The organism is Rhizobium sp. CC1099 (genome assembly GCF_029714385.1).
GTDB lineage: Bacteria > Pseudomonadota > Alphaproteobacteria > Rhizobiales > Rhizobiaceae > Rhizobium.
The window spans coordinates 3,376,068-3,397,060 of record NZ_CP121641.1 but is presented as its reverse complement, the minus strand read 5'-3'; the positions used below and the strand labels follow the sequence as shown (position 1 = coordinate 3,397,060).

Genomic DNA, 20,993 nt, shown 5'->3' with positions numbered 1-20,993 from the left:
CAGATTGCGGCGGCATGTCATCGTGAACTTCGCGGGATACCCCGGCGTTCAGGCCGGGGAGGAACGCGAGAGCGGCCTTGGGCCACTTCGCGCTGGGATTTGACATATTCGGCGATCACCGAGAGCGGTGCGCCGCCACAGCTTGCCGCAAAGGAGGACGGCGACCACAAAACGCCGTTGTGGTAGCGCCCGGTGATTTCCGGGCGGCTCTCGCGCAGACGTCGGCTGGATACGCCGTTGCGGCTGTTGACCAGCTTCGACAGGGCGATCTTCGGAGGGTAATGCACCAGCAGGTGAACATGATCGTCCTCGCCGTCTAGACGACATGCCTGCCGGTACGATCCACGGTTGCGCTCCTTGGAGCAATTGATAGAATCGTAACATGATCCACCGCGCTTTCCGCTACAAGCTCGCTCCGACCGCCGAACAGGAAGTCCTGTTGCGGCAGTTCGCGGGGGTTGTGCGGCTGGTCTATAATCTGGCGCTGGAGCAGCGCAGGGACTGGTGGCGGCATTACCGGCGGCAGACCGGGAACCGCTTGAACTCCATCGCCCAGGCGCGGGAATTGACCGCACTGCGGGCCGCGTTCGACTGGATTGCCGCCGTGCATGTGACGCCCCAGCAGCAGGCCCTGCGCGATCTGGATAAGGCGTATGCCAACTTCTTCGCCGGGCGCGCAGGATATCCCTCGCGCCGCAAGAAGGGCGTGAACGGCGCCTTCCGCTTTCAGGGGCGGGAGATCGAGGTCAAGCACCTGAACGGCAAGTGGTCCGCCGCGCGCCTTCCCAAGATCGGCTGGGTGAAGTTCCGCGACACGCGGCGCCTGCGTGGCAAGACCATGAATGTGACGGTGAGCCTGGCGGCGAACGGCTGGCACATCGCCTTCGCCTGCGAAATCGACCATGCCGTCCCGCAAAACGATTTGCCCGCCGTGGGGATCGACCGGGGCGTGGCGAACACGCTGACGCTTTCGACCGGGGAGCATTGGTGGATGCCTGCCGGCCTTGCGGAGATCGAGCGCAGGAAGCGCCGGGCCCAGCGCGTTCTGGCGCGGCGCAAGCGCGGGTCGAGTCGCCACGCCAAGGCCCGCCGCCGCGTTGCAGCCTTGCAGGCCCGTGCTGCCCGCATCCGGCAGGATTGGCGGCACAAGGCCAGTCTTGATATCGCCCGTCGCTTCGCAACGGTCGTGCTGGAAGACCTCGCCACGCGCAACATGACGCGCAGCGCCAGGGGAACCGTGGACGCGCCCGGAACCAACGTCTGCCAGAAGGCGGGCCTGAACCGGGCGATCCTCGAACAAGGCTGGCACGGCTTTGAAACCGTGTTGGCCTACAAGCTCGAAGAACGGGGCGGATACCTGTGCAAGGTCGATCCCCGCCACACCTCGCAGACCTGTTCGGCCTGCGCAGCCGTGGACAGGGAAAGCCGCGAAAGCCAAGCGTCTTTCCGCTGTTGCCAATGCGGCTTGCGCGCCCATGCCGACCACAATGCTGCAATCAACATCCTGCGTCGGAACACGGCGTCTATGATCGTGGAGGAAGGGCAGCGGCTCTCCGTTGAAGCGATAACGATCGGCGGAGCTTCGCGCCCCCTCGGAAATCCCCCGCTTTCAAGCGGGGGAAGATGTTAAGATAAACAACCGGTGCTTTTGCTCCATCCGGGAACAAGCCGCGTATTTCGGGCGTTTCCAGCGCATAATATTCAAGGGCGCTGGACAGCGAATGACCGATTTTCGAGCCGTATCCGATAGCCGTAAGACAACAAAAGCAATTGATTATATCACGACGGTCGCGCGTCGGCGCCGCGCCGCTCTTCCGGTCATTCCGGGCGGCATTATCCGCAACGGACGAAACGTCTGGCGAGTTGGCAAAGCGGATAAGGCGGCTTTTCTGGTTGACGGCGCTGCCTATTTCGCAGCGCTTGATGAGGTTCTGCGACAGGCAAGACATTCGATCTGGATCATCGGCTGGGATTTCAATCCCGATATCCGGCTGAGGCCACATCAAAGCTCGGAAACGCTCGGCGAACTTCTGCTGGCGCTTGCCGATGAAAATCCGCGGCTGCAGATCCGGATATTGATCTGGGGCATGGGGCCGGTCTATTCCGGCAAATCCTTGAAGCTTTTCAAGGAAAACGGCTTCTCCACACATCCGCAGATCAGCCTGCGTTTCGATCTGCGCCATCCTCTGCGTGGCTGCCACCATCAGAAACTGGTTTCCATCGATGACAGCATCGGTTTCCTCGGCGGTGTAGATTTGACCGCCCGGCGCTGGGATGAGCCTGATCATCGGGCCGACAATCCGCTTCGAAAGGCTCCGGACGGTGTGCCATACGATCCTGTGCATGATATGCAGTCGATGGTCTCAGGCAGCGCTGCGCGGCTGATCGGCGACGTGTGCCGCCGGCGGTGGAAGCAGGCGACCGGCAAGCTGGTCGAAGTAACTCCGCAGGGCGGCGTGTCATGGCCGCATACGCTCCCGCCGGAAATGGAGAATGTGACGGCGGCGATTGCCCTCACCGAGCCAGGATGGATCGGCAAACGCGGGCGGTTTGAAGCCTTTCGGCTGACGCGCGATGCCATTAATGCGGCAAGGAAATACATCTATATCGAGACCCAATATCTTGCCTCCTTCGGCGTGGCGCGGGTCATCGCGAAACGCCTCAAGGAGGCAGATGGCCCGGAGATTGCTGTTCTGGTTACGAAGAGTTCACACGGACTGATCGAAAAGCTGGCAATGGGCCGCAACCGCGACCGGCTGATCCGCAGGCTGAAGCGCATCGATCGCTATGACCGGCTGCGCGTGATGTACCCGGTGGTCCCGGACGGGAAGGGGGGCGAGCAGGAGGTTGGCATCCATTCGAAGCTTATCATCGTCGACGACCGTTTCATTCGCATCGGCTCTTCGAATCTCAACAATCGTTCGGAGGGACTCGATACGGAATGCGACCTGGCGATCGAGGCGGAAAGTGCTGCTCACCGGCGGGCGATAACGTCGTTTCGCCACCGGCTGATTGCCGAGCATCTCGATGCGACGAGCGAAGCTGTCAGAGACATGGAGACGGCGAAGCGGTCTTTGCTCAACGCCATAGACGTGCTGAACACCCGTAAGCGCGGCCTTCGCCACTTTGCGATCGGTGCGCGAGGCGAGACATCGCCGATCATCGGAACTGCTTTCGTGGACCCCCGGCGACCTTACCGGCCGCTACAGAAGCTGCGTCTGCGCATGAGCCGACTGTTGAGAGCGATCTTCTGACGGTACCTGCTTTGGCTTCGGAACGACGACTTCGCTGATCGCGAAGACCGGCAGGCCGATCAGCAGCGGAATCAGAAAATAAATCACCCTGAAGGCCACCAGTGCCCCTATCGAGGCGGCGCCGGGCAGGACATAGCTGACGGTGGCCTCGATGACGCCTAGACCGCCAGGTACGTGGGTAACGAGGACAGCGATATTGGCGAGCACGTATGCCGTGGCCGTCTGCACGTAGCTCGCCTGGCCTTGTACGGCCAGCATCTGATGCAGGCAGGCTGCGACGAAGATGAAATTCACCGTGCCGATGACGACCTGGCCCAATGCGAGCTTCAGGCGGGGCATTTCGAAAGACCATTTCCAAAGATGCAGCGGCGTGCGGACGATGGCGGACAGAATGACATAGACTACGGGCAGACTGAGACAGGCGCAGCCAAGCGCGAACAGACTGGCCGGGCCGAGTTTCAGGAGATTTGCGGCATCCTGCGGATTGATGATGAGGGCGATGCCCGCAAGGGCCGAAAGGCCGATGCCTACGGTCACGCCGCAAAACAGGATGACCTTTGCAACTTCTTCGGCATTCAAGCCCCAGCGAGAATAGAAGCGGTAGCGCACAGCGCCGCTGCTCAGCGCTGCAAAGCCAAGATTATGGCCGATCGAGAGGCTGGTGAACGAGGCAATGGCGGCCCTCGGATAGCTCAGCGGCCTGCCGGCGTAGCGCAGCGCCAGCCAGTCGAAGCCGGTCAGGCAGAGGTAGGAGGCGGCCGCAAAGCCGAGGCCCCCGAGAATGCGGGCTCCCGGTATCGTGCCGATCGATTCCAAGACGTCGCTCAAGGTGTAACGGCTGAAGACCCTGTAGAGGAGAAAGGCCGCAAGCATCAGGCCGAAAACGAGAGCCAGATTGATTAGCACGCGTTTGATGGACATCAATGCCCCGTTTCGTTGGAGTTCCGGAGATGGAACGAAACAGGCTGAAAGCAAGTTCCCCCGGGATGAGCACATTCTCCTCCGTTCTGCCGGAATCGACCGGCAGCGAGCTGAAAATCCTGACCTACAATGTGCATAGCTGCATCGGCACCGACCGGCGGATCGAACCAGCGCGCATCGCCGATGTGATCGCGCAAACCGGCGCGGACATCATTGCGCTGCAGGAACTGGATGTCGGCCGCAAGCGCACGGGCGGCATCGACCAGGCACATGCGATCGCTTCGCTCTTGAAGATGCAGGCCCACTTTCATCCGGCGCTGCATGTCGAGGAGGAGCAGTACGGCGATGCCATCCTGACAGCCATGCCGACCCGGTTGATGAAAGCCGGGCCGTTACCCTCCGTAGGCGAGATGCGCGGGGCGATATGGGTGCAGATCGAAATGGCTGGAATTCATCTGAACTTGCTGAATACGCATCTTGGCCTGCGCGGCATCGATCGGATGCGGCAGGTGACGACGCTGCTCGGCAGGGAATGGATTGGAAGCCAGAAATTCCAGGCGGCTCCCGCGATCATCTGCGGCGATCTCAATGCTGTCCCGTCATCGCCGGCTTACAAAATGCTGGCGCGGCATTTCCGCGATACGCAGCTGCTCGCCGCGCGGCGTCCCCGCCCGACCTATCCCTCCCGGCTGCCGATCCTGCGGATCGACCATATTTTCGTATCGGACGGGATTGGCGTGACATCTGCGACGGTCACCGCGACACCGCTCGTGCGCCGGGCCTCGGATCACCTGCCGCTGCTGGCTACCATATTGCCGGGTGCGGCAATCAGGCGAAGGGAAATCTCGTTTTAAGCGGGCACTGGAAGCGCCTGCCGAAGTTAAATATTTTCAATAATTTATACAATAAGGGCCGATTTTTCTCACGAGTCGAGAAAGACTTGACGCCGCTCGTTTTATAACGCTTTAAATTATCAACCGCGACTGGGAGAGTTGCGGGGCATGTTTGCCGCTTCGACTGCGGGAGACATCGGCGGACGAGGAGGGTCTCGCCGCTTTACTTGCGAACGGGAGGAATATCATGCGCAAGTTTTTGGGCTCGGCAGCCGTTGCTGCCGTGATGATGGCAGGTACGGCAGCCTACGCGGCCGAGAACGTGGAAGTCCTGCATTGGTGGACGTCCGGCGGCGAAGCCGCGGCTCTCGACGTTCTGAAGAAGGACCTCGAGTCCAAAGACATCTCCTGGACCGACATGCCGGTGGCGGGTGGCGGCGGCACCGAAGCAATGACCGTGCTGCGTGCCCGTGTTACCTCCGGCAACCCGCCGACCGCTGTCCAGATGCTCGGTTTCGACATTCTCGACTGGGCCAAGGAAGGTGCCCTCGGCAACCTCGACGATATTGCTTCCAAGGAAGGCTGGGACAAGGTCGTTCCGACCGCTCTGCAGAACTTTTCCAAATATGACGGCCATTGGATCGCCGCACCGGTCAACGTGCACTCGACCAACTGGGTCTGGATCAACAAGGCGGCCCTCGATAAGGCCGGCGGCAAGGAGCCGGCAAACTGGGATGAGCTGGTCGCTCTTCTCGACAAGTTCAAGGCACAGGGTATTACGCCGATCGGCCACGGCGGTCAGCCGTGGCAGGATGCGACTATCTTCGACGCCGTTGTCCTTTCGCTCGGCAACGACTTCTACAAGAAGGCCTTCATTGATCTTGATCCGGAAACGCTCGGCAGCGACAAGATGAAGGAAGCCTTCGATCGCATGACTAAGCTCCGCACCTATGTTGACGACAACTTCTCTGGCCGCGACTGGAACCTTGCTTCCGGCATGGTCATCGAAGGCAAGGCCGGGCTGCAGTTCATGGGCGACTGGGCAAAGGGTGAATTCCTGAAGGCCAAGCAGGAGCCAGGCAAGGACTTCGTCTGCATGCGTTTCCCGGGCACGCAGGGCTCGGTGACCTTCAACTCCGACCAGTTCGCGATGTTCAAGGTATCTGCCGACAAGGTTCCGGCCCAGCTTGTGATGGCTTCGGCTATCGAAAGCCCGACCTTCCAGTCGGCCTTCAACGTCGTCAAGGGTTCAGTTCCCGCTCGTACCGACGTTCCGGACACGGATTTCGACGCCTGCGGCAAGAAGGCGATCAAGGATCTCGCCGAGGCCAACACCAACGGTACGCTGATGGGCTCCATGGCTCACGGCCATGCCAATCCGGCTGCTGTGAAGAATGCGATCTACGATGTCGTTACCCGTCAGTTCAATGGTGAACTGTCGTCGGACGAAGCTGTCAAGGAACTTGCCGCCGCCGTTGCCGCTGCGAAGTAACCGGCATTAGCAGATCCTCACGGCCCGGAACGGCAACGCTCCGGGCCTCTCTTCCAGACAGACGTATCGACGGTGATGCCCGACCATGAACAGTCGCAACCGATTGCAGGATATATTGCCGAGACTGGTGCTCGCGCCGAGCTTCGTCATCGTCCTGATCTTCGTCTATGGCTTCATCGCTTATACCGGCTATCTTTCGCTGACCGACAGCAAGATGCTGCCTTCCTACAATCTCGTCGGGCTTATCAACTACCAGAGGCTCTGGGCGCTGCCGCACTGGTGGCGGGCGATCAGCAATCTCGCGATCTTCGCCTCGCTCTACATCGTCATCTGTTCGGTGCTTGGCCTGTTCCTAGCGATCCTGCTCGACCAGAAGATCCGCGGCGAAGGCATTATCCGGCCGATCTACCTCTATCCCATGGCGCTTTCCTTCATCGTCACCGGCACGGCCTGGAAATGGTTCCTCGATCCCGGCATCGGACTTGAAAACACCATGCATCTCTGGGGTTGGGAGAGCTTCTCCTTCACCTGGATCAAGGATCGAAATTACGCGATCTACTGCGTCGTCATTGCTGCCGTCTGGCAGTCGTCCGGCTTCGTCATGGCGATGTTCCTCGCCGGCCTTCGCGGTGTCGACAACGAGATGATCAAGGCGGCGCAAGTGGATGGCGCCTCGCCGGTGACGATCTACCGACGGATCATCATTCCGCTGATGCGGCCGGTGTTTCTTTCGGCTTTCGTCGTGCTCGCGCATCTTGCGATCAAGGCCTACGACCTGATCGTGGCCCTGACTGGCGGAGGGCCGGGGCAGGCGACGGAGCTGCCCGCGACCTTCATGTATTCCTACACCTTCACCCGCAATTCGATGGGTATCGGCGCGTCTTCGGCGATCATCATGCTGGCGATGATCTTCTCTATCATCATTCCCTATCTCTATTCGGAAGTTCGCGGGGGCAACAGCAGATGAGCACACCCAATCCGCAGAACGCGATGTCCCATGACAGGCTGACCCGAGCGCTGATCTACGCGGCGCTGATCCTCTTCGTCGTCTATTACCTGCTGCCGCTCTACGTGATGCTCGTCAATTCCTTTAAGCCGCTGGAGGAAATCCGCCAGGGCGGCATGCTGAACCTGCCGCAGGTTTGGACCGTCGAGCCTTGGATATCCGCCTGGTCGACGGCGCAGGTCGGCGTACAGCCGACGGGCCTCAGACCCTTCTTCATCAATTCGATCCTCATGGTCATACCGGCGGTCGCGATCTCCACGATCATGGGTGCGCTGAACGGCTATGTGCTCACCAAATGGCGCTTTCCAGGATCGAACATCTTCTTCGGGATGCTGCTGCTTTCCTGCTTTATCCCGTTTCAGATCGTGCTTATCCCGATGGCGCGCATCCTCGGCACACTGGGTCTTGCGGGCTCGATCTGGGGCCTGATCTTCGTTCATGTGATCTACGGCCTCGGCTTCACGACGCTCTATTTCCGCAACTATTACGAGGCATTTCCGACCGAGCTGGTGCGCGCGGCGCAGATCGACGGAGCGAGCTTCTTCCAAATCTTCCGGCGCATCCTGCTGCCGTCTTCGGCGCCGATCATTGTGGTATCCGTCATCTGGCAGTTCACCAATATCTGGAACGACTTCCTGTTCGGCGCGTCGTTTTCCGGACCGTATTCAACGCCGATGACGGTGGCTCTCAACAACCTCGTGTCGTCATCCACCGGCGTTAAGGAATACAATGTTCACTTCGCAGGCGCGATCCTCGCCGCCATGCCGACACTTGTCGTCTACATCGTCTCCGGCCGCTATTTCGTGCGTGGCCTGATGTCCGGCGCAGTCAAGGGATAGCCTCATGCCGTTTCTCAAAATCTCCAACCTGCGCAAATCCTACGGTTCGCTCGAGATCCTGAAGGACATCAATATAGAGATCGAGAAGGGAGGTTTCCTGGTGCTCGTCGGCCCGTCCGGTTGCGGCAAGTCCACGCTTCTCAATACGATCGCCGGTCTTGAGCCGATCACGTCCGGCGACATCGCGATCAACGGCCGCTCGGTCGAGGGATTGGCACCGTCTCAGCGCGACATTGCTATGGTGTTCCAATCCTACGCGCTCTATCCGAATATGACGGTCGCGGGGAATATCGCCTTCGGCATGGAAATCCGCAAAGTGCCGAAGGATGAGCGCGAAAAGGCGATCAAGGAAGTGGCCGACATGCTGCAGATCGGCCATCTGCTCGACCGCAAGCCAAGCCAGCTTTCGGGCGGTCAGCGCCAGCGCGTTGCGATGGGCCGCGCGCTCGTGCGCAATCCGCAGGTCTTTCTCTTCGACGAGCCGCTGTCGAACCTCGATGCGAAGCTGCGCGTCGATATGCGCACCGAGATCAAGCGCCTGCATCAGCGTATGAAAACGACGATCGTCTATGTCACGCACGACCAGATCGAGGCGATGACGCTGGCAACCAAGATCGCCGTACTGAAGGATGGCGTGCTGCAGCAGTTCGGCACACCCGCCGAAATCTACAATAGCCCGTCCAATATCTTCGTTGCCGACTTCATGGGATCGCCGGCGATGAATCTCCTCAACGCGACGCTGGAAAACAGCGCCGGCGGCCTGCAGGTTTCACTCGACCGGCCGAACGCCGAAGCCTTAAAGCTGCCGGTTCCGACCGCAAGCAACAGCCTGGCCTCCTATGCCGGCAAGAAGGTGATCTTCGGCATTCGCCCGGAAGCGCTGACCGATCCGGACGGCGCCGACCGCAAGGCAAAGTCGCTGGCGGAAGGCGACTGTGCGATCGAGGTGGTCGAGCCCGCAGGCTCGGACACTTTCGCCGTGACGAAGCTCGGCGGCAAGTCGGTCATTGCGCGGCTGCGCGCCGATGCCGGTATTCAGCCTGGTCAGAGCACGCGCCTTGCCTTCAATCTCGACAAGGCGGTGTTCTTCGATCCGGAGAGCCAGCTCCGGATCGCATAGCGTCCGTCAGACGGCCGTTACATGCAGGGTGACAGGTGCAAAGCGGGACGAGACTGCCTCGACCGTAATGTTGCCGGTGAGTCCGTTTGCTTCCAGCCAGAAACCAGCCGTGCCGCCCTGCAGCGGAATAGTGGAGGGGCCGACGATCTTGGCCGGACCATCGACGCGCAGTGTCACGCTGTCATGCAGAAAGGGAAGTCGCTGGCCATATTGGTCCAGCGCGCGAATGATGACGCGCGTCGTGTCGCGCTCGCGGGCTTTCAGCGATCCGCTGTCGGCCACCACGTCGAGCGTCGTCGGCAGCGGATCGGCAGCAAGCCGCAATCTGGCTACGGGCTGGCTGTCGATATAACCCGTAAACTCGCCGTCGAGCCACTCAAAACCCCACGTGCCAAGCTCATCGGCCGTGAAATGCCGATGGTCCAGCACGACGGGCGGGTGGGGTAGGTGCGGGAAATTTTCACGATCCGGACCGATGCGCTTGGTGATCGAGCCGTATTTCAGCTCGACCTCATCGCAGTTCGTAAGAATGATCAGAGGCAGAACGCCGCCGATGTTGCGCTCCCCGCGCGCCCAGAATGTCACTGGCTTCATGACGATCTCGTCAGACGGATCGCACTGGCTGGAATAGGCATAGGCGGCGAACTTCGGCTCGCGGAACATGTCGAGCACACCGTGATAGCAGATGCGGTCCCCGGAGCCGAAATCCTTATGGGTGTTGTAGTCGAACATGCACCAGCCGATCGCGCCGGCTATTTCCGGATCGCCGTAGGCGGCGTTCAGCACCTCAAGGTGACGACGCACATGCTCTGCCTGGCGCGCTTCCTGATCGTAGATCTTGGTCGGATGCATGTGGCCATTGAACTCGGTGATGAGGTACGGCACCTTGCGATCAAGACCGGTGTTTTCCTGCTGGCTGCGAAGCGCCGTGCGTGGGCGATTGGCGCCGGGCAGTTCCTCGTTGCCGAGGATGAAATCGTTCATCGTGTAGACATCTTCGAGCAACTCGCTTTCCGTGATGTAGCGCACGCCGCCGGTCTTGCGGGTCGGGTCGAGCTCGCGAGCGAGCCGGTTGGTTTCGGCGTAGAAGTCGTGGCTATCCTGCGATTCGTTGATGCGCACACCCCAGATGACGATCGACGGGTGGTTCCAGTCGCGTTCGATCATGCGGCGGACGTTGCGGATCGACTCCTGCTGCCATTCCACGTCGCCGATATGCTGCCAGCCGGGGATCTCCTCGAAAACCAGCAGACCGATGCGGTCGCACTGGTCCAAGAACCATTTCGACTGCGGATAGTGCGAGGTGCGGACGATATTGCACTTCAGCACCGATTTCATGATATCGGCATCACGCTCCTGCGCCGAGCGCCCGGCCGCGTAGCCGACATAAGGAAATGCCTGGTGGCGGTTCAGGCCGCGCAGTTTCAGCGGCTTGCCGTTGAGCAGAAAACCATCCGGCGTGAACTCGGCGGTGCGGAAGCCGAAATGCGACGACAGCCGATCCGAGCCGTGGCTGGTTTTCAGGTCGACGGTGATTTCATAGCGCGCGGGGCTGGAAATGTCCCAAAGCGAAATATCCCTAAGGCTTTCGAAGGAAAGCGTCACGTCTTCGCCCGTCGTATCGCCGCTCGCGGTCGCGATGACGGTGCCGGATGTGTCCTTCAGCGAAGCCGTAACGGTGCCAAGAAAGGCGGCATTTTGCGGGTTGGCGAGATCGCAGCGGACGCGAACGGATTTGACGTCGGAGAGTACATTTGCGGTTTCGATCTTGAGGTTGCGGATCGAAACCGCGCCGGTGACTTTAAGCCAGGCATCGCGATAGATGCCGGCATAAGTGAGGTAATCGATACGGCCGCCGAAGGGCGGGATTGCGGGGTTCTCGCTGCCGTCAATCTTCACGGTGATCAGGTTGTCGCCCTTAACAAGCTTGCCGGTGAGGCGGGCCTCGAAGGGCGTGTAGCCGTCCTTATGAGCGATGATCTCTTCGCCGTTCAGATAGACGACGCTATCGGCCATGGCGCCATCGAAGACGATCGATACTTCGCGGCCTTCGAATTCAGGCAGCCAGCGCAAGACTTTCTGATAAGTAAAGGCGCGCTGATAGATCTTCTCGTCGAAATAGTTGAAGGGCAGCTCGACGGCGGTGTGCGGCAGACTGACGCTCGTCGTGCCGTCGAAAGCGTCGAGAAGCTGCTGGCCGAAGCCTTCGTGGAAACTCCAGGATTCATTGAACGAGACGACGGACCGCATCCCGGACTCCTCTTTAAAGCCTGTCTGATTGGCGCGGCCGGCAAAGCCGCTTATGGATATTGTGCGCCATTCGTCGTCGTGTAGATTGAATAGAGCGACTGTGTTGCGGTGATAAACAGGCGGTTTTTCTTCTGGCCGCCGAAGGTGACGTTGGAGACGGTCTGCGGCACCTTGATCTTGCCGAGCAAGGTACCGTCCGGGGCGAAGCAATGCACGCCATCGGCGGCGCTGCTCCAGAGATTTCCGCTGGTGTCGAAGCGGAAGCCATCCGGTATGCCGTTGTCGATTGAGCAGAAATAACGGCTATTGGCGAGCCTCTTGCCGTCGATGACGTCGAAGGCGCGGATATGGCGCGGCACGTCATGATCGGCAGAGCCCGAATCGGCAATGTAGAGCTGCTTTTCGTCGGAAGTGAAAGCAAGGCCGTTCGGCTGGATGAAGTCGGTAACCACCGCTTCGACGACGCCGCTCTGCGCGTCGATGCGGTAGACGTTGCGTGTCTCCTGTTCCGGCTCCGACTTGTGGCCCTCGTAGTCCGATTTGATGCCGTAGCTCGGGTCCGTGAACCAGATCGAGCCGTCGGACGCGACGACGACGTCGTTTGGCGAGTTGAGACGCTTGCCCTGATAGCTGTCGGCCAGCACCGTGATCTTGCCGTCGGGCTCCGTACGCGTGACGCGACGGCCGCCGTGTTCGCAGGAGATCAGGCGCCCCTGACGATCACGGGTGTTGCCGTTGACGTAATTCGATGGCGAACGGAAGACCGAGACGCCGCCATCCGGCACCCAGCGCAGCATGCGCTCGTTCGGGATATCGCTCCAGATCAGGCAATTGAGATCAGAGAACCAGACAGGGCCTTCCGCCCAGCGGCAGCCGGTATAAAGTTCCTCCAGCCTGGCGCTTCCTGCAATCAGGCTGCGGAAGCGGTCGTCGCGAATCTCATAGAGGATATCTTCCGACACTGATTGGCTCCTCCCCAAAGCGATATGCGTTCTTCGTAAACATAAACGGCGATGCGTGCCAGAGCCCGGTGCGGCAAATGCGCCGGGCTCTGGCGATTTTTCAAAGGGCTGCCGCCGGATGCGGTGATCCGTCATATGCGCCCCATATCGACTGGTCGAAGCAGATGACCGAGCCAGTCATCAGGCCGGATTCGGCAGACGAGAGATAGGCGCAGGCGCGGGCAACTTCTTCCGGATCGACGAGGCGGCCGAAGGGCTGGCTTGCCGCGGCCTTCGCCAGCCAGTCGTCGGACGCGTCGTGATATTCTCTCTGGATGCGGTCCTCGCCCTCAGACGCCATCCAGCCGATATTGAGACCGTTGACGCGGATACGGTTTCGAAGCAGCGCATAGGCCGTGTTCTTCGTCAATGTTTCCAGCGCACCCTTCGATGCGCAATAGGCGGCGATAAAGGGCTGGCCGGCCTTGGCGGACATCGAGCCGATATTGACGATCGTGCCCTCGATTTTCTCGCGACGCATGACCTTGACGGTTTCCTGCATCAGAAAGAATGGCGCGCGGACATTGACGGCGAACATGGCGTCGAAGAGTTCCGGGCTTGTATCGAGGATCGTTCCGCGATCGGTAATCGCCGCTGCGTTCACCAGCGCATCGACGCGGCCGAAGGACTGGTCGCAGACATGGACGACATTGCGCGCGTCCTCGACCTTGCCGAGATTGGCTTTGACATAGACGACCTTGGAGCCGGTTCTCGACGAGATCTCCTCCGCTTTCGCCTTGCCCTTCTGTTCATTGCGGCCGCAGATAACGATGCCTTTTGCGCCGCGTTCCGCAAAGAGCCGGGCGATCGTCGCGCCGAGCCCCTGCGTGCCGCCGGTGACGATCGCGATCTTGCCGTCGAGACGGCCATGGTCTGTGGTCATATGGTTCCTCCCTTGATGTGTGGCGATGATATGCGAATGGCCCCCCGTTGGGCGAGGGCCTCGTTTGCTGTCAGTGCGGACGCTCGCCCCTCATCCGCCTGCAGGCACCTTCTCCTCGGTGGGCAGAAGAAACGTGTGGCGACGATGGTTTGCCCGGAGGATCGGATGAAGGGTCGGCTTGCTCCAGCCTAACCTCCCTAGCTCAACTTCCTCTCCGCCTGTTCGGCCAGCGCCGTCACCAATGCCTCGTCGCTCCAGCCTTGCCTCAACGCCTCATGCATGAGCTGCGATTGCGTCTTCGGGGCAAGGCCGCCGAGGGGCGGGTCGCGGTCAAGATTGGTGGGGAAGGAGTATCCCTCGGCGCAAGCGGCGACGGCATTCGCGATTTCTGCGTCGGAGAGCCTGCCCTTCAGCGCCTTTAGAGCCGGGAACAACTTCGCGCTCATCCGTTCACGGTTTACCGTTTCCATCGCGCGGCCGAAGGCGGACGACACCTGCAGAAGATTGGCGACACGCCTGATATTTGCCGAGCGGTTGGTGCCGGCGGCATGGAAAAGGGCGGGATTGAAGAAGACCACATCGCCCTTTTCGAGCGGCAGCTGGACGTGGTTTTCCTCGAAATAGTCCTTGAACTCCTGCCGTTTCAACGCGAGGTAGCCGGGTACATAGGTCTGGCTGTGTGGCAGGAAGAGCGTCGGCCCGCTTTCGAGCGGCATGTCGCAATGCGCGACCGCGCCCTGCAACGTCAGCACTGGAGAAAGCCGGTGCACATGGGCCGGGAACTGCTCGATTACTTTCGAAGCCTGGAAGCCGAGGTGGTAGTCGCGGTGGGCGGATTGCGCTGCACCGCCCGGGTTTACGCGGTTGACCTGGGCCGTCATCTGGTAGCACGGTCCGAGCCAGGCTTCGCTGGCGATAGCGACAATGGCATTGCCGTAATATTTAGCGAAATTTGCCGGATCAGCGAGGCAATGCTTTTCCAGCGAATTCCAGATGCGGTCATTGGCGCCGGGCTTGGCGAAATGGTCGCCGCCGCCGGTCGAGGTGCTATGCTGCCCCTCGATAAGGTCATCGAAGATCCTGCTGGCCCGATCAATAACGCTCGTGTCCTCATAGGCGTGCTTGAAGACGACCACGCCCGGGCCTTCGCCGAAAGCTTCGCATATCTCGGCGAGAACGGCGCGGCGGCCATGCGGATCGGCGATCGCGGCGGTAACCTTGCGGCTCTCGTAGATCAGCACGTTCTTGTCGATCCTGTCGGCCGTCGGATAGTCGGCGAGCAACGTGGTCTTCTCGGCGAGTGCACGAAAATCGCCGAGATCGCAGGCATCCTCGGTCAGCCAGACGCGATCGGCACGGAGTTTCTGTGGGTTATCGGTTTTCATCAGGCGGCTCCTCCATCTCTGATGATGGCACTATACGCCGAGGATGAGCGTGTTATAGATCAGAAATCCATCAAAAAACCATCAGTATGGGCATGGCGCATATATTCCTCGTCAAGGATATTGCCTTTCAAGCGGGGTTGAGCACCGCAACCGTCGATCGCGTCTTGAATGGACGAGGCGGCGTACGGCGCCAGACCGAGATGCGTGTCAGGGCTGCCATCGTTGAACTCGAGAAGCAGCAGACCGGCGCGGAGACCGCGGGACGAAAGTTCGCGATCGATATCGTCATGGAGACGCCGGACCGTTTCAGCACTGCCGTGCGGGCGGCGTTCGAGGCCGAGGTTGCGACATTCCTGCCGACGGTTTTCCGCTGCCGCTTCCATTTTGCCGAGGTGATGAAGCCAGCCGAGTTGGTCCTGCTTCTCGACCGCATTCGGCTTCGCGGAACGCATGGGATCGTGCTGAAGGCGCCCGATGTCCCCGAGATCGTCGCGGCCGTAGCGCGCGCGGACGAAGCGGGCATTCCCGTTGTCACATTGGTGACGGACCTGCCGAATTCGCTGCGCGCCGCTTACGCGGGCGCGGACAACCGGGCAGCGGGAGAGACGGCTGCCTATCTGATTGGCGAGCGCTTTTCCGGCGCCCCCGGCCAGGTGCTGGTGACGTTGTCGAGCGGCCGCTTTCGTGGCGAAGAAGAGCGGGAAATCGGCTTTCGCCGCCTCGTCCGGGACCGCTATCCGCAGATCGGCATTACAGAAATCAGCGAGGGACACGGAACCGATGCGGCGACCGGTACGCAGACGGCACGCGCCATCGCAGACGATCCGGCGATCAATGCCGTCTATTCGATCGGCGGCGGTAACAAGGCGGTTCTGGCGGCCTTCGAGGCGATGCAGCGGCGGATCCTGATCTTCGTCGCTCATGATCTCGATGCCGATAACCGGGCTCTGCTTGCTGCGCATAAGATCGGCTTCGTGCTGCATCACGACTTGCGCATGGACGCCCGCTCTGCCTTCCGGACCATCATCGGCCGCCAGCTTTCGGGCCATCCCGCGGCGCCTTCGCTGTCGACCGTCGAAATCGTAACGCCTTACAATATGCCCGTACCCGGCTGAGTTTGTCTTTCCCTTGCCGGCGAAATCGGGGTACAGGTTTCAACAGTGAGGATCGGCGACATGGAATATAGCGACGTCGGAACGGTGGCCGCATGGCTGACGGAACAGGGACTGAAGGGTGCCTCCGAAGTCGAGCTGCTGACCGGCTTTTGCATTTCCTGCCGCGAATTCGGCCTGCCGCTCGATCGCGGCATGGCGCTTATGGATACACTGCACCCGGTGCACGAGGGCCGTGCCTTCCGGTGGGACAGCCAGGAGGATATAGAGACCGAATTCGAATACGGTCCGACCGGCGAAGGCAGTGCGCGGGATAACTGGCAACGTTCGGCCTTCTACTATCTCTGGTCCGGCAAAGAGAGCGAGGTGCGCCGCCGCATCGGCTTCGGCGACCCGACGGATTTCGTCATGCTCGACGAGATGGCCGAAGCGGGCCACACCGATTTCGTCGCCATGGTACATCGCTTCGCCAAAGCTGGTACGATCGGCGAGATGGATTGCTTTTTCTCGCATTTTACGACCCGGCATCCGCAAGGCTTTTGCGACCACGACCTTGCCATCCTGCGCAAGCTGGTGCCGGTCCTGGCGCTGGCAATCAAGTGCATCGCGCTCGGCCGCATCGCGCGCACGATCGCCGAGGTCTATCTAGGCGAGGATGCAGCGAAGCAGGTGCTGGAGGGCAAGATCACGCGCGGCAAGTCCGAACGAATTTCGGCGGCACTCTGGTTTTCGGATCTTCTGAATTACACCAAGATATCGGATAGCGCGCCGCCGGAAGAAATTCTGCCGCTGCTCAACGCATATAGCGAAGTGGTGATTTCCGCGATCCATGAGGCAGGTGGCGACGTGTTGAAGCTCATCGGCGACGGTGTGCTTGCGATTTTCAAGGATGAGGAGCAATCCGAAGCGTGCCGCGCGGCATTGCGTGCCGAAGGTCTGTTGCGCAAGAGGCTTTCGACGCTCAATCAAGAGCGCGCCGCCGATGGCAGGCCGACGACCGACGTTTATCTCGGCCTGCATATCGGCGATGTCTTCTACGGCAATATCGGCAGCCAGGAACGGCTGGACTTCACGGTCATTGGTCCGGCGGTCAACGAGGTCAGCCGCATCGCGTCGATATGCCGGTCGGTCGATCTCAACGTACTGATGTCATCGGATTTTGCAGCTGCTATTCCTGAGGCTCAGCGCAGCGGCCTCGCCTGCATCGGCCGTTATGCGCTACGCGGCGTCAAGCGGCCGCAGCAGCTTTACACGCTGGAAACTGCGCGGCTCGGCGGCTGACCCTAGCGCAGCAGGCCTTGGCCGCCATCGATCCAGATCGGTGTGCCGGTGATGTGACGCGAGCGCTCTGTCGCAAGAAAGAGGATGGCTTCGGCGACATCCGCGCTATGCCCTGCCTCGCCGCCGCTGATCGGAATTTCGCCTTCCGGCCAGACGACCGGGATTTCCGTCTCCTCGCGGTGACGGCTTCGGGTATTGTCGCTGATATTGGTGTCGATGGCGCCCGGGCAGACGGCATTGACGCGGATTCCGTGCTTGCCGAGTTCCAGTGCCAGCTGCTGCACCATCGCCACCTGGCCGGCCTTCGTGACGGTATAGGCGGTCGCGCCAGGCGTCGTGAAGGTCCGCGTGCCGTTGATCGAGGAGACGACGATGATGGAGCCGCCGTTCGATTTCATATGCGGGACGGTGAGATGGAGGGTGAGATAGGTACCGCGCAGGTTGACGGCCATGGTCTTGTCCCACTCCTCCGGCTTCAGGTCGTCGATCGGCGCCCAGACGCCATTGATGCCGGCATTGGCAACGACGATGTCGATGCCTCCGAACTTGCCGAGAAGCGTTGCAATTGCGTCGCGCATCAGGCCCTCGTCGCTGGTGTCGGCCGTCAGCGAGATCGCCTCCCCGCCTGCGGAGCGGATTTCGTCGCGGGTTTGTTTCGCCTCGCGGCCGGTGCGGCTCAAAACGGCAACCCTGGCGCCTTCTGCGGCGAGCTTCAGAGCGGTCGCCTTTCCGATGCCGGAACCCGCGCCGGTGACCAGTGCAGTTCTTCCCTGAAGTTCCATTTTCCCAATCCCTCGTTCGGTTTTGCGTTAGGGCAATGTTCGAATGGGGGGCATGGTTCCGGCGCGAGGGCGAAGTTATCTCGCTGGCGGCCCTAAAGCCTCACCAGGCTGCGGCGGATCGCCCACTTCTCCGGCCCGTGCACGGCGGCAAATAGAAGTCCCGCGAGGAAGCTGAAGTGGTCGATAAAGAAGCCGAATTCCGCCTGGTTATCCGTCCAGCGTGACGGGCCATGAAAGGCGAATGCCAGGAAGACGACATAAGTGCCGGCAAGCAGGCTTGCCTCCGTAAAGAAGACACCTGTTATCAAGGCTAGCGCCAAAGCCATCTCGAAGAAGGCCGCGACCCATGCCAGGAAGCCGGCCATCGGAAAACCGGCGGAGGCGATATAGGTTGACGTGGCGCCCATGTCGGCAAACTTGAAGCCAGCCGCCATGAAGAAGATGAAGCTGAAGATAATGCGTGCGACGATCACTGCGATTGCTCTGGTCATTTGAAATCTCCTGCTGTGAGCTTTCACTATGACGGATGGCACGCGCTGCCTCCTACACGGTGCAACAAAAAGGGCCGCTCGACGCGACCCTTGTTGGTTCTCACCACTCGGCGAAGCTGCCGTCGGCATGACGCCAGATGGGATTGCGCCAGCGGTGGCCCTGCTTGGCGCGCTCGATGACATAGGCCTCATCGACCTCGACACCGAGACCCGGCCCTTGGGGAATGCTGACAAAGCCGTCGGCGTACTTGAAGACGTCCTTGTTGGAGATGTAGTCGAGGATATCGTTGCCCTGGTTGTAGTGAATGCCGAGGCTCTGTTCCTGGATGAAGGCGTTGTAGGAAACCGCATCGACCTGCAGGCATGCGGCAAGCGCGATCGGCCCGAGCGGGCAATGCGGGGCAAGCGCCACATCATAGGCTTCCGCCATCGCCGCGATCTTGCGGCACTCGGTGATGCCGCCGGCATGCGAAAGGTCCGGCTGGAGGATGTCGACATAGCCGTCGGAAAGCACCGACTTGAAATCCCAGCGCGAGTAGAGCCGCTCGCCCAACGCGATCGGCGTGGAGCAATGATTGGCGATCTCCTTCAGCGCTTCCCTGTTTTCGGAAAGCACTGGCTCTTCGATGAACATCAGCTTGTAGGGCTCGAGTTCCTTGGCCAGAACCTTTGCCATCGGCTTGTGGACACGGCCGTGGAAATCGACGCCGATGCCGATATGCGGGCCGATCGCCTCGCGGATGGTGGCGATGGTCTCGACGGCCTTTTCGACCTTCTCGTTGGTGTCGACGATCTGCATTTCCTCGCAGCCGTTGAGCTTGATCGCCTTGAAGCCGCGCGCGACGACCTCCTTGGCGTTGCGCGCGACGTCCGACGGGCGGTCGCCGCCGATCCAGCTGTAGACCTTGATCCGGTCGCGCACCTGGCCGCCGAGTAGCGAATGGATCGGCTGGCCAAGGGCCTTGCCCTTGATGTCCCAGAGCGCCTGGTCGATGCCGGAAAGCGCGCTCATGTGGATGGCGCCTCCGCGGTAGAAGCCGCCGCGATACATGACGTTCCAGTGGTCCTCGATGAGGAATGGATCCTTGCCGATCAGGTAGTCGGCAAGCTCGTGCACGCAGGCTTCCACGGTCAGAGCCCGGCCCTCGACCACCGGCTCGCCCCAGCCGACCACGCCCTCATCGGTCTCGACCTTCAAAAACAGCCAGCGCGGCGGAACGATATAGGTGGTCAGTTTCGTGATCTTCATGGGTTCAGGCCTCATTCTTCTCGTGTTGCTCTACGGGGTTCGGCCGCCATTTTCAGTCATGATTTGGTTCTGCTGGCCGCTTTCTTGACGGCGGCAAGATCGCGCACCGCAAGATCCAGCATCCGGTTGGCGCATTCGCGTGCCCTTTTACGGTCACGCATCCTGAGTGCCTCGACCAGTTCGCCGTGAACGGCAACTGCGTCCTCGCGGTTTTTAACCGCGACATTCGAGGCGTGCAGGGCATATTTCACCGCAGCGTGAATGGCGCTCGAAAGCCGCCGGAACACCTGGTTGTGGCTCGCGGTTAGCAGCACCGAATGGAACATGATGTCGGCATCGGTGAAGCTTTCCGGATCGTTGGCGCAATCGCGCATCTGTCGCCAGGCGCTGTCGAGATCGGCAATCTCCTGCGCCGTTGCGCGTGCGGCTGCGTATTCGGCGGCCGCAGGCTCGATGGTGCGCCGGGCTTCGAGGATGCAGCCGAGCAGGTCGGAATCCTCGATATGCGGTCCCATCCATTCGAGCACGTCGGCATCGAGGATGTTCCAGTCGTCCTTGTCACAGACGGTCGTGCCGATACGCGGCTTGCCGCGCACGAGGCCTTTGGATTCCAGGATTTTCAGGGATTCGCGAACGACGGTGCGGCTGACGCCGTAGATTTCGCAGAGGTCGTTTTCGCGCGGCAGCGGCAGGCCTGCCGGATAACGGTCGGAACAGATATCCTGCGCGATCGAGGCCGTGACGTTTCGGCGCACGCGCGGGCGGCGCTCGGCGCGCGGGTTTTCGCCCTCACCCTGCTGCTCGATGGAGCCCACTGACCTCTCCGCCTCTCGCCTGCGAAGCAAACCGGATCCCACTGGAAATTCGGTTTGCCATGCGACGCCTCCTCGGCGCATGTGCACAATCCTATACTGCAATCATCATACAAAGGCAATTTCCTGGTATGATGATTTATCGCGCGGTCAGGCGGCCGTAGGTCTTCTTCGGGACAAGCTGTCGTCTTCTGCGGATAGAGCCTTATATTGCCGTTTGGGGAGGCTTTGGCCTCTCTGCGGCGGGAAGCGGCACAAGTCCTTTCCGGATGAGTCCAATCG

At 60.7% G+C, this 20,993-nt stretch carries 18 protein-coding genes and 1 pseudogene; 9 read left to right on the top strand and 10 right to left on the bottom strand.

Annotated features, from left to right (window positions below; all coding sequences use genetic code 11):
• Positions 1-89: 89 nt before the first annotated feature.
• Positions 90-320, bottom strand: a pseudogene (gene tnpA / locus QA644_RS16990) (IS200/IS605 family transposase); the annotation flags it as partial.
• 62 nt (positions 321-382) lie between these two features.
• Here tnpA and QA644_RS16985 point away from each other — a divergent pair.
• Both QA644_RS16985 and QA644_RS16980 read left to right on the top strand, forming a co-directional pair.
• Complete coding sequence (locus QA644_RS16985; protein WP_283069671.1) at positions 383-1,630, top strand: transposase; 1,248 nt, start codon at positions 383-385, stop codon at positions 1,628-1,630.
• A gap of 91 nt (positions 1,631-1,721) precedes the next feature.
• Positions 1,722-3,254, top strand: a complete 1,533-nt coding sequence (locus QA644_RS16980) for a phospholipase D-like domain-containing protein (RefSeq protein WP_283069669.1) — start codon at positions 1,722-1,724, stop codon at positions 3,252-3,254.
• Here the strand turns inward: QA644_RS16980 and QA644_RS16975 are convergent.
• The gene (locus QA644_RS16975; protein ID WP_283069667.1) at positions 3,204-4,175 is read right to left on the bottom strand and encodes a lysylphosphatidylglycerol synthase domain-containing protein; all 972 of its coding nucleotides are present in this window, start codon (positions 4,173-4,175) and stop codon (positions 3,204-3,206) included. The two genes, QA644_RS16980 and QA644_RS16975, sit on opposite strands and share 51 nt — an antisense overlap.
• A gap of 65 nt (positions 4,176-4,240) precedes the next feature.
• Here QA644_RS16975 and QA644_RS16970 point away from each other — a divergent pair, with 65 nt between their 5' ends.
• The 5 genes from QA644_RS16970 to QA644_RS16950 all read left to right on the top strand — a co-directional run bounded on the left by QA644_RS16970 (position 4,241) and on the right by QA644_RS16950 (position 9,465).
• Positions 4,241-5,029 carry an endonuclease/exonuclease/phosphatase family protein gene (locus QA644_RS16970; RefSeq protein WP_239596791.1) on the top strand — a complete coding sequence of 263 codons (789 nt, stop codon included), beginning with the start codon at positions 4,241-4,243 and terminating at the stop codon, positions 5,027-5,029.
• Between the two features lie 265 nt (positions 5,030-5,294).
• Positions 5,295-6,500 carry an ABC transporter substrate-binding protein gene (locus QA644_RS16965; protein WP_239599703.1) on the top strand — a complete coding sequence of 402 codons (1,206 nt, stop codon included), beginning with the start codon at positions 5,295-5,297 and terminating at the stop codon, positions 6,498-6,500.
• Positions 6,501-6,585: 85 nt separating this feature from the next.
• Entirely contained in the window at positions 6,586-7,467 is an 882-nt protein-coding gene (locus QA644_RS16960) for a sugar ABC transporter permease (RefSeq protein WP_239596793.1), read from the top strand.
• On the top strand, positions 7,464-8,345 hold the full coding sequence (locus tag QA644_RS16955) for a carbohydrate ABC transporter permease (RefSeq protein WP_283069665.1): 882 nt from the start codon (positions 7,464-7,466) through the stop codon (positions 8,343-8,345). Before QA644_RS16960 ends, QA644_RS16955 begins: the two co-directional genes overlap by 4 nt.
• Positions 8,346-8,349: 4 nt before the next feature.
• Positions 8,350-9,465 carry an ABC transporter ATP-binding protein gene (locus tag QA644_RS16950; RefSeq protein ID WP_283069663.1) on the top strand — a complete coding sequence of 372 codons (1,116 nt, stop codon included), beginning with the start codon at positions 8,350-8,352 and terminating at the stop codon, positions 9,463-9,465.
• 6 nt (positions 9,466-9,471) lie between these two features.
• Here the strand turns inward: QA644_RS16950 and QA644_RS16945 are convergent, their stop codons facing one another.
• The 4 genes from QA644_RS16945 to QA644_RS16930 form a co-directional block, all read right to left on the bottom strand.
• Complete coding sequence (locus QA644_RS16945) at positions 9,472-11,715, bottom strand: glycoside hydrolase family 2 TIM barrel-domain containing protein (RefSeq protein ID WP_283069661.1); 2,244 nt, start codon at positions 11,713-11,715, stop codon at positions 9,472-9,474.
• Between the two features lie 50 nt (positions 11,716-11,765).
• Positions 11,766-12,677 (bottom strand): SMP-30/gluconolactonase/LRE family protein, encoded by a 912-nt coding sequence (locus QA644_RS16940; RefSeq protein ID WP_283069659.1) that lies wholly within the window; start codon positions 12,675-12,677, stop codon positions 11,766-11,768.
• Between the two features lie 100 nt (positions 12,678-12,777).
• Complete coding sequence (locus tag QA644_RS16935) at positions 12,778-13,599, bottom strand: SDR family oxidoreductase (protein ID WP_283069657.1); 822 nt, start codon at positions 13,597-13,599, stop codon at positions 12,778-12,780.
• A 197-nt stretch (positions 13,600-13,796) separates the two neighbouring features.
• Positions 13,797-14,984: a phytanoyl-CoA dioxygenase family protein gene (locus QA644_RS16930; protein ID WP_283069655.1), complete on the bottom strand. Its 1,188-nt coding sequence runs from the start codon at positions 14,982-14,984 to the stop codon at positions 13,797-13,799.
• 92 nt (positions 14,985-15,076) lie between these two features.
• On the opposite strand from QA644_RS16930, the gene QA644_RS16925 reads away from it, so the two are divergent.
• Both QA644_RS16925 and QA644_RS16920 read left to right on the top strand, forming a co-directional pair.
• A complete protein-coding gene (locus QA644_RS16925; protein WP_283069653.1) occupies positions 15,077-16,099 on the top strand; it encodes a LacI family DNA-binding transcriptional regulator in 1,023 nt (340 codons plus the stop codon).
• A gap of 60 nt (positions 16,100-16,159) precedes the next feature.
• Complete coding sequence (locus tag QA644_RS16920; protein WP_239596809.1) at positions 16,160-17,377, top strand: adenylate/guanylate cyclase domain-containing protein; 1,218 nt, start codon at positions 16,160-16,162, stop codon at positions 17,375-17,377.
• A gap of 2 nt (positions 17,378-17,379) precedes the next feature.
• Here QA644_RS16920 and QA644_RS16915 read toward each other — a convergent pair whose 3' ends face one another.
• The 4 genes from QA644_RS16915 to QA644_RS16900 all read right to left on the bottom strand — a co-directional run bounded on the left by QA644_RS16915 (position 17,380) and on the right by QA644_RS16900 (position 20,714).
• Positions 17,380-18,159, bottom strand: a complete 780-nt coding sequence (locus QA644_RS16915) for an SDR family NAD(P)-dependent oxidoreductase (RefSeq protein WP_022715983.1) — start codon at positions 18,157-18,159, stop codon at positions 17,380-17,382.
• 92 nt (positions 18,160-18,251) lie between these two features.
• Positions 18,252-18,650, bottom strand: coding sequence for a DoxX family protein (locus tag QA644_RS16910; RefSeq protein ID WP_022715982.1), 399 nt, complete (start codon positions 18,648-18,650; stop codon positions 18,252-18,254).
• A 100-nt stretch (positions 18,651-18,750) separates the two neighbouring features.
• On the bottom strand, positions 18,751-19,899 hold the full coding sequence (dgoD, locus tag QA644_RS16905) for a galactonate dehydratase (RefSeq protein ID WP_074069761.1): 1,149 nt from the start codon (positions 19,897-19,899) through the stop codon (positions 18,751-18,753).
• Positions 19,900-19,955: 56 nt separating this feature from the next.
• Complete coding sequence (locus QA644_RS16900; RefSeq protein WP_283069650.1) at positions 19,956-20,714, bottom strand: FadR/GntR family transcriptional regulator; 759 nt, start codon at positions 20,712-20,714, stop codon at positions 19,956-19,958.
• Positions 20,715-20,993: the final 279 nt, after the last annotated feature.

Bases quoted from the DNA above. Each gene is read 5' to 3' on its own strand.
- QA644_RS16930 (WP_283069655.1), bottom strand. From the start codon at position 14,984: ATGAAAACCGATAACCCACAGAAACTCCGTGCCGATCGCGTCTGGCTG.
- QA644_RS16945 (WP_283069661.1), bottom strand. From the start codon at position 11,715: ATGCGGTCCGTCGTCTCGTTCAATGAATCCTGGAGTTTCCACGAAGGC.
- QA644_RS16960 (WP_239596793.1), top strand. From the start codon at position 6,586: ATGAACAGTCGCAACCGATTGCAGGATATATTGCCGAGACTGGTGCTC.
- QA644_RS16920 (WP_239596809.1), top strand. From the start codon at position 16,160: ATGGAATATAGCGACGTCGGAACGGTGGCCGCATGGCTGACGGAACAG.
- QA644_RS16975 (WP_283069667.1), bottom strand. From the start codon at position 4,175: ATGTCCATCAAACGCGTGCTAATCAATCTGGCTCTCGTTTTCGGCCTG.
- QA644_RS16965 (WP_239599703.1), top strand. From the start codon at position 5,295: ATGATGGCAGGTACGGCAGCCTACGCGGCCGAGAACGTGGAAGTCCTG.
- QA644_RS16910 (WP_022715982.1), bottom strand. From the start codon at position 18,650: ATGACCAGAGCAATCGCAGTGATCGTCGCACGCATTATCTTCAGCTTC.
- QA644_RS16950 (WP_283069663.1), top strand. From the start codon at position 8,350: ATGCCGTTTCTCAAAATCTCCAACCTGCGCAAATCCTACGGTTCGCTC.
- QA644_RS16915 (WP_022715983.1), bottom strand. From the start codon at position 18,159: ATGGAACTTCAGGGAAGAACTGCACTGGTCACCGGCGCGGGTTCCGGC.
- dgoD (WP_074069761.1), bottom strand. From the start codon at position 19,899: ATGAAGATCACGAAACTGACCACCTATATCGTTCCGCCGCGCTGGCTG.
- QA644_RS16925 (WP_283069653.1), top strand. From the start codon at position 15,077: ATGGCGCATATATTCCTCGTCAAGGATATTGCCTTTCAAGCGGGGTTG.
- QA644_RS16980 (WP_283069669.1), top strand. From the start codon at position 1,722: ATGACCGATTTTCGAGCCGTATCCGATAGCCGTAAGACAACAAAAGCA.
- QA644_RS16955 (WP_283069665.1), top strand. From the start codon at position 7,464: ATGAGCACACCCAATCCGCAGAACGCGATGTCCCATGACAGGCTGACC.
- QA644_RS16970 (WP_239596791.1), top strand. From the start codon at position 4,241: ATGAGCACATTCTCCTCCGTTCTGCCGGAATCGACCGGCAGCGAGCTG.
- QA644_RS16985 (WP_283069671.1), top strand. From the start codon at position 383: ATGATCCACCGCGCTTTCCGCTACAAGCTCGCTCCGACCGCCGAACAG.
- QA644_RS16935 (WP_283069657.1), bottom strand. From the start codon at position 13,599: ATGACCACAGACCATGGCCGTCTCGACGGCAAGATCGCGATCGTCACC.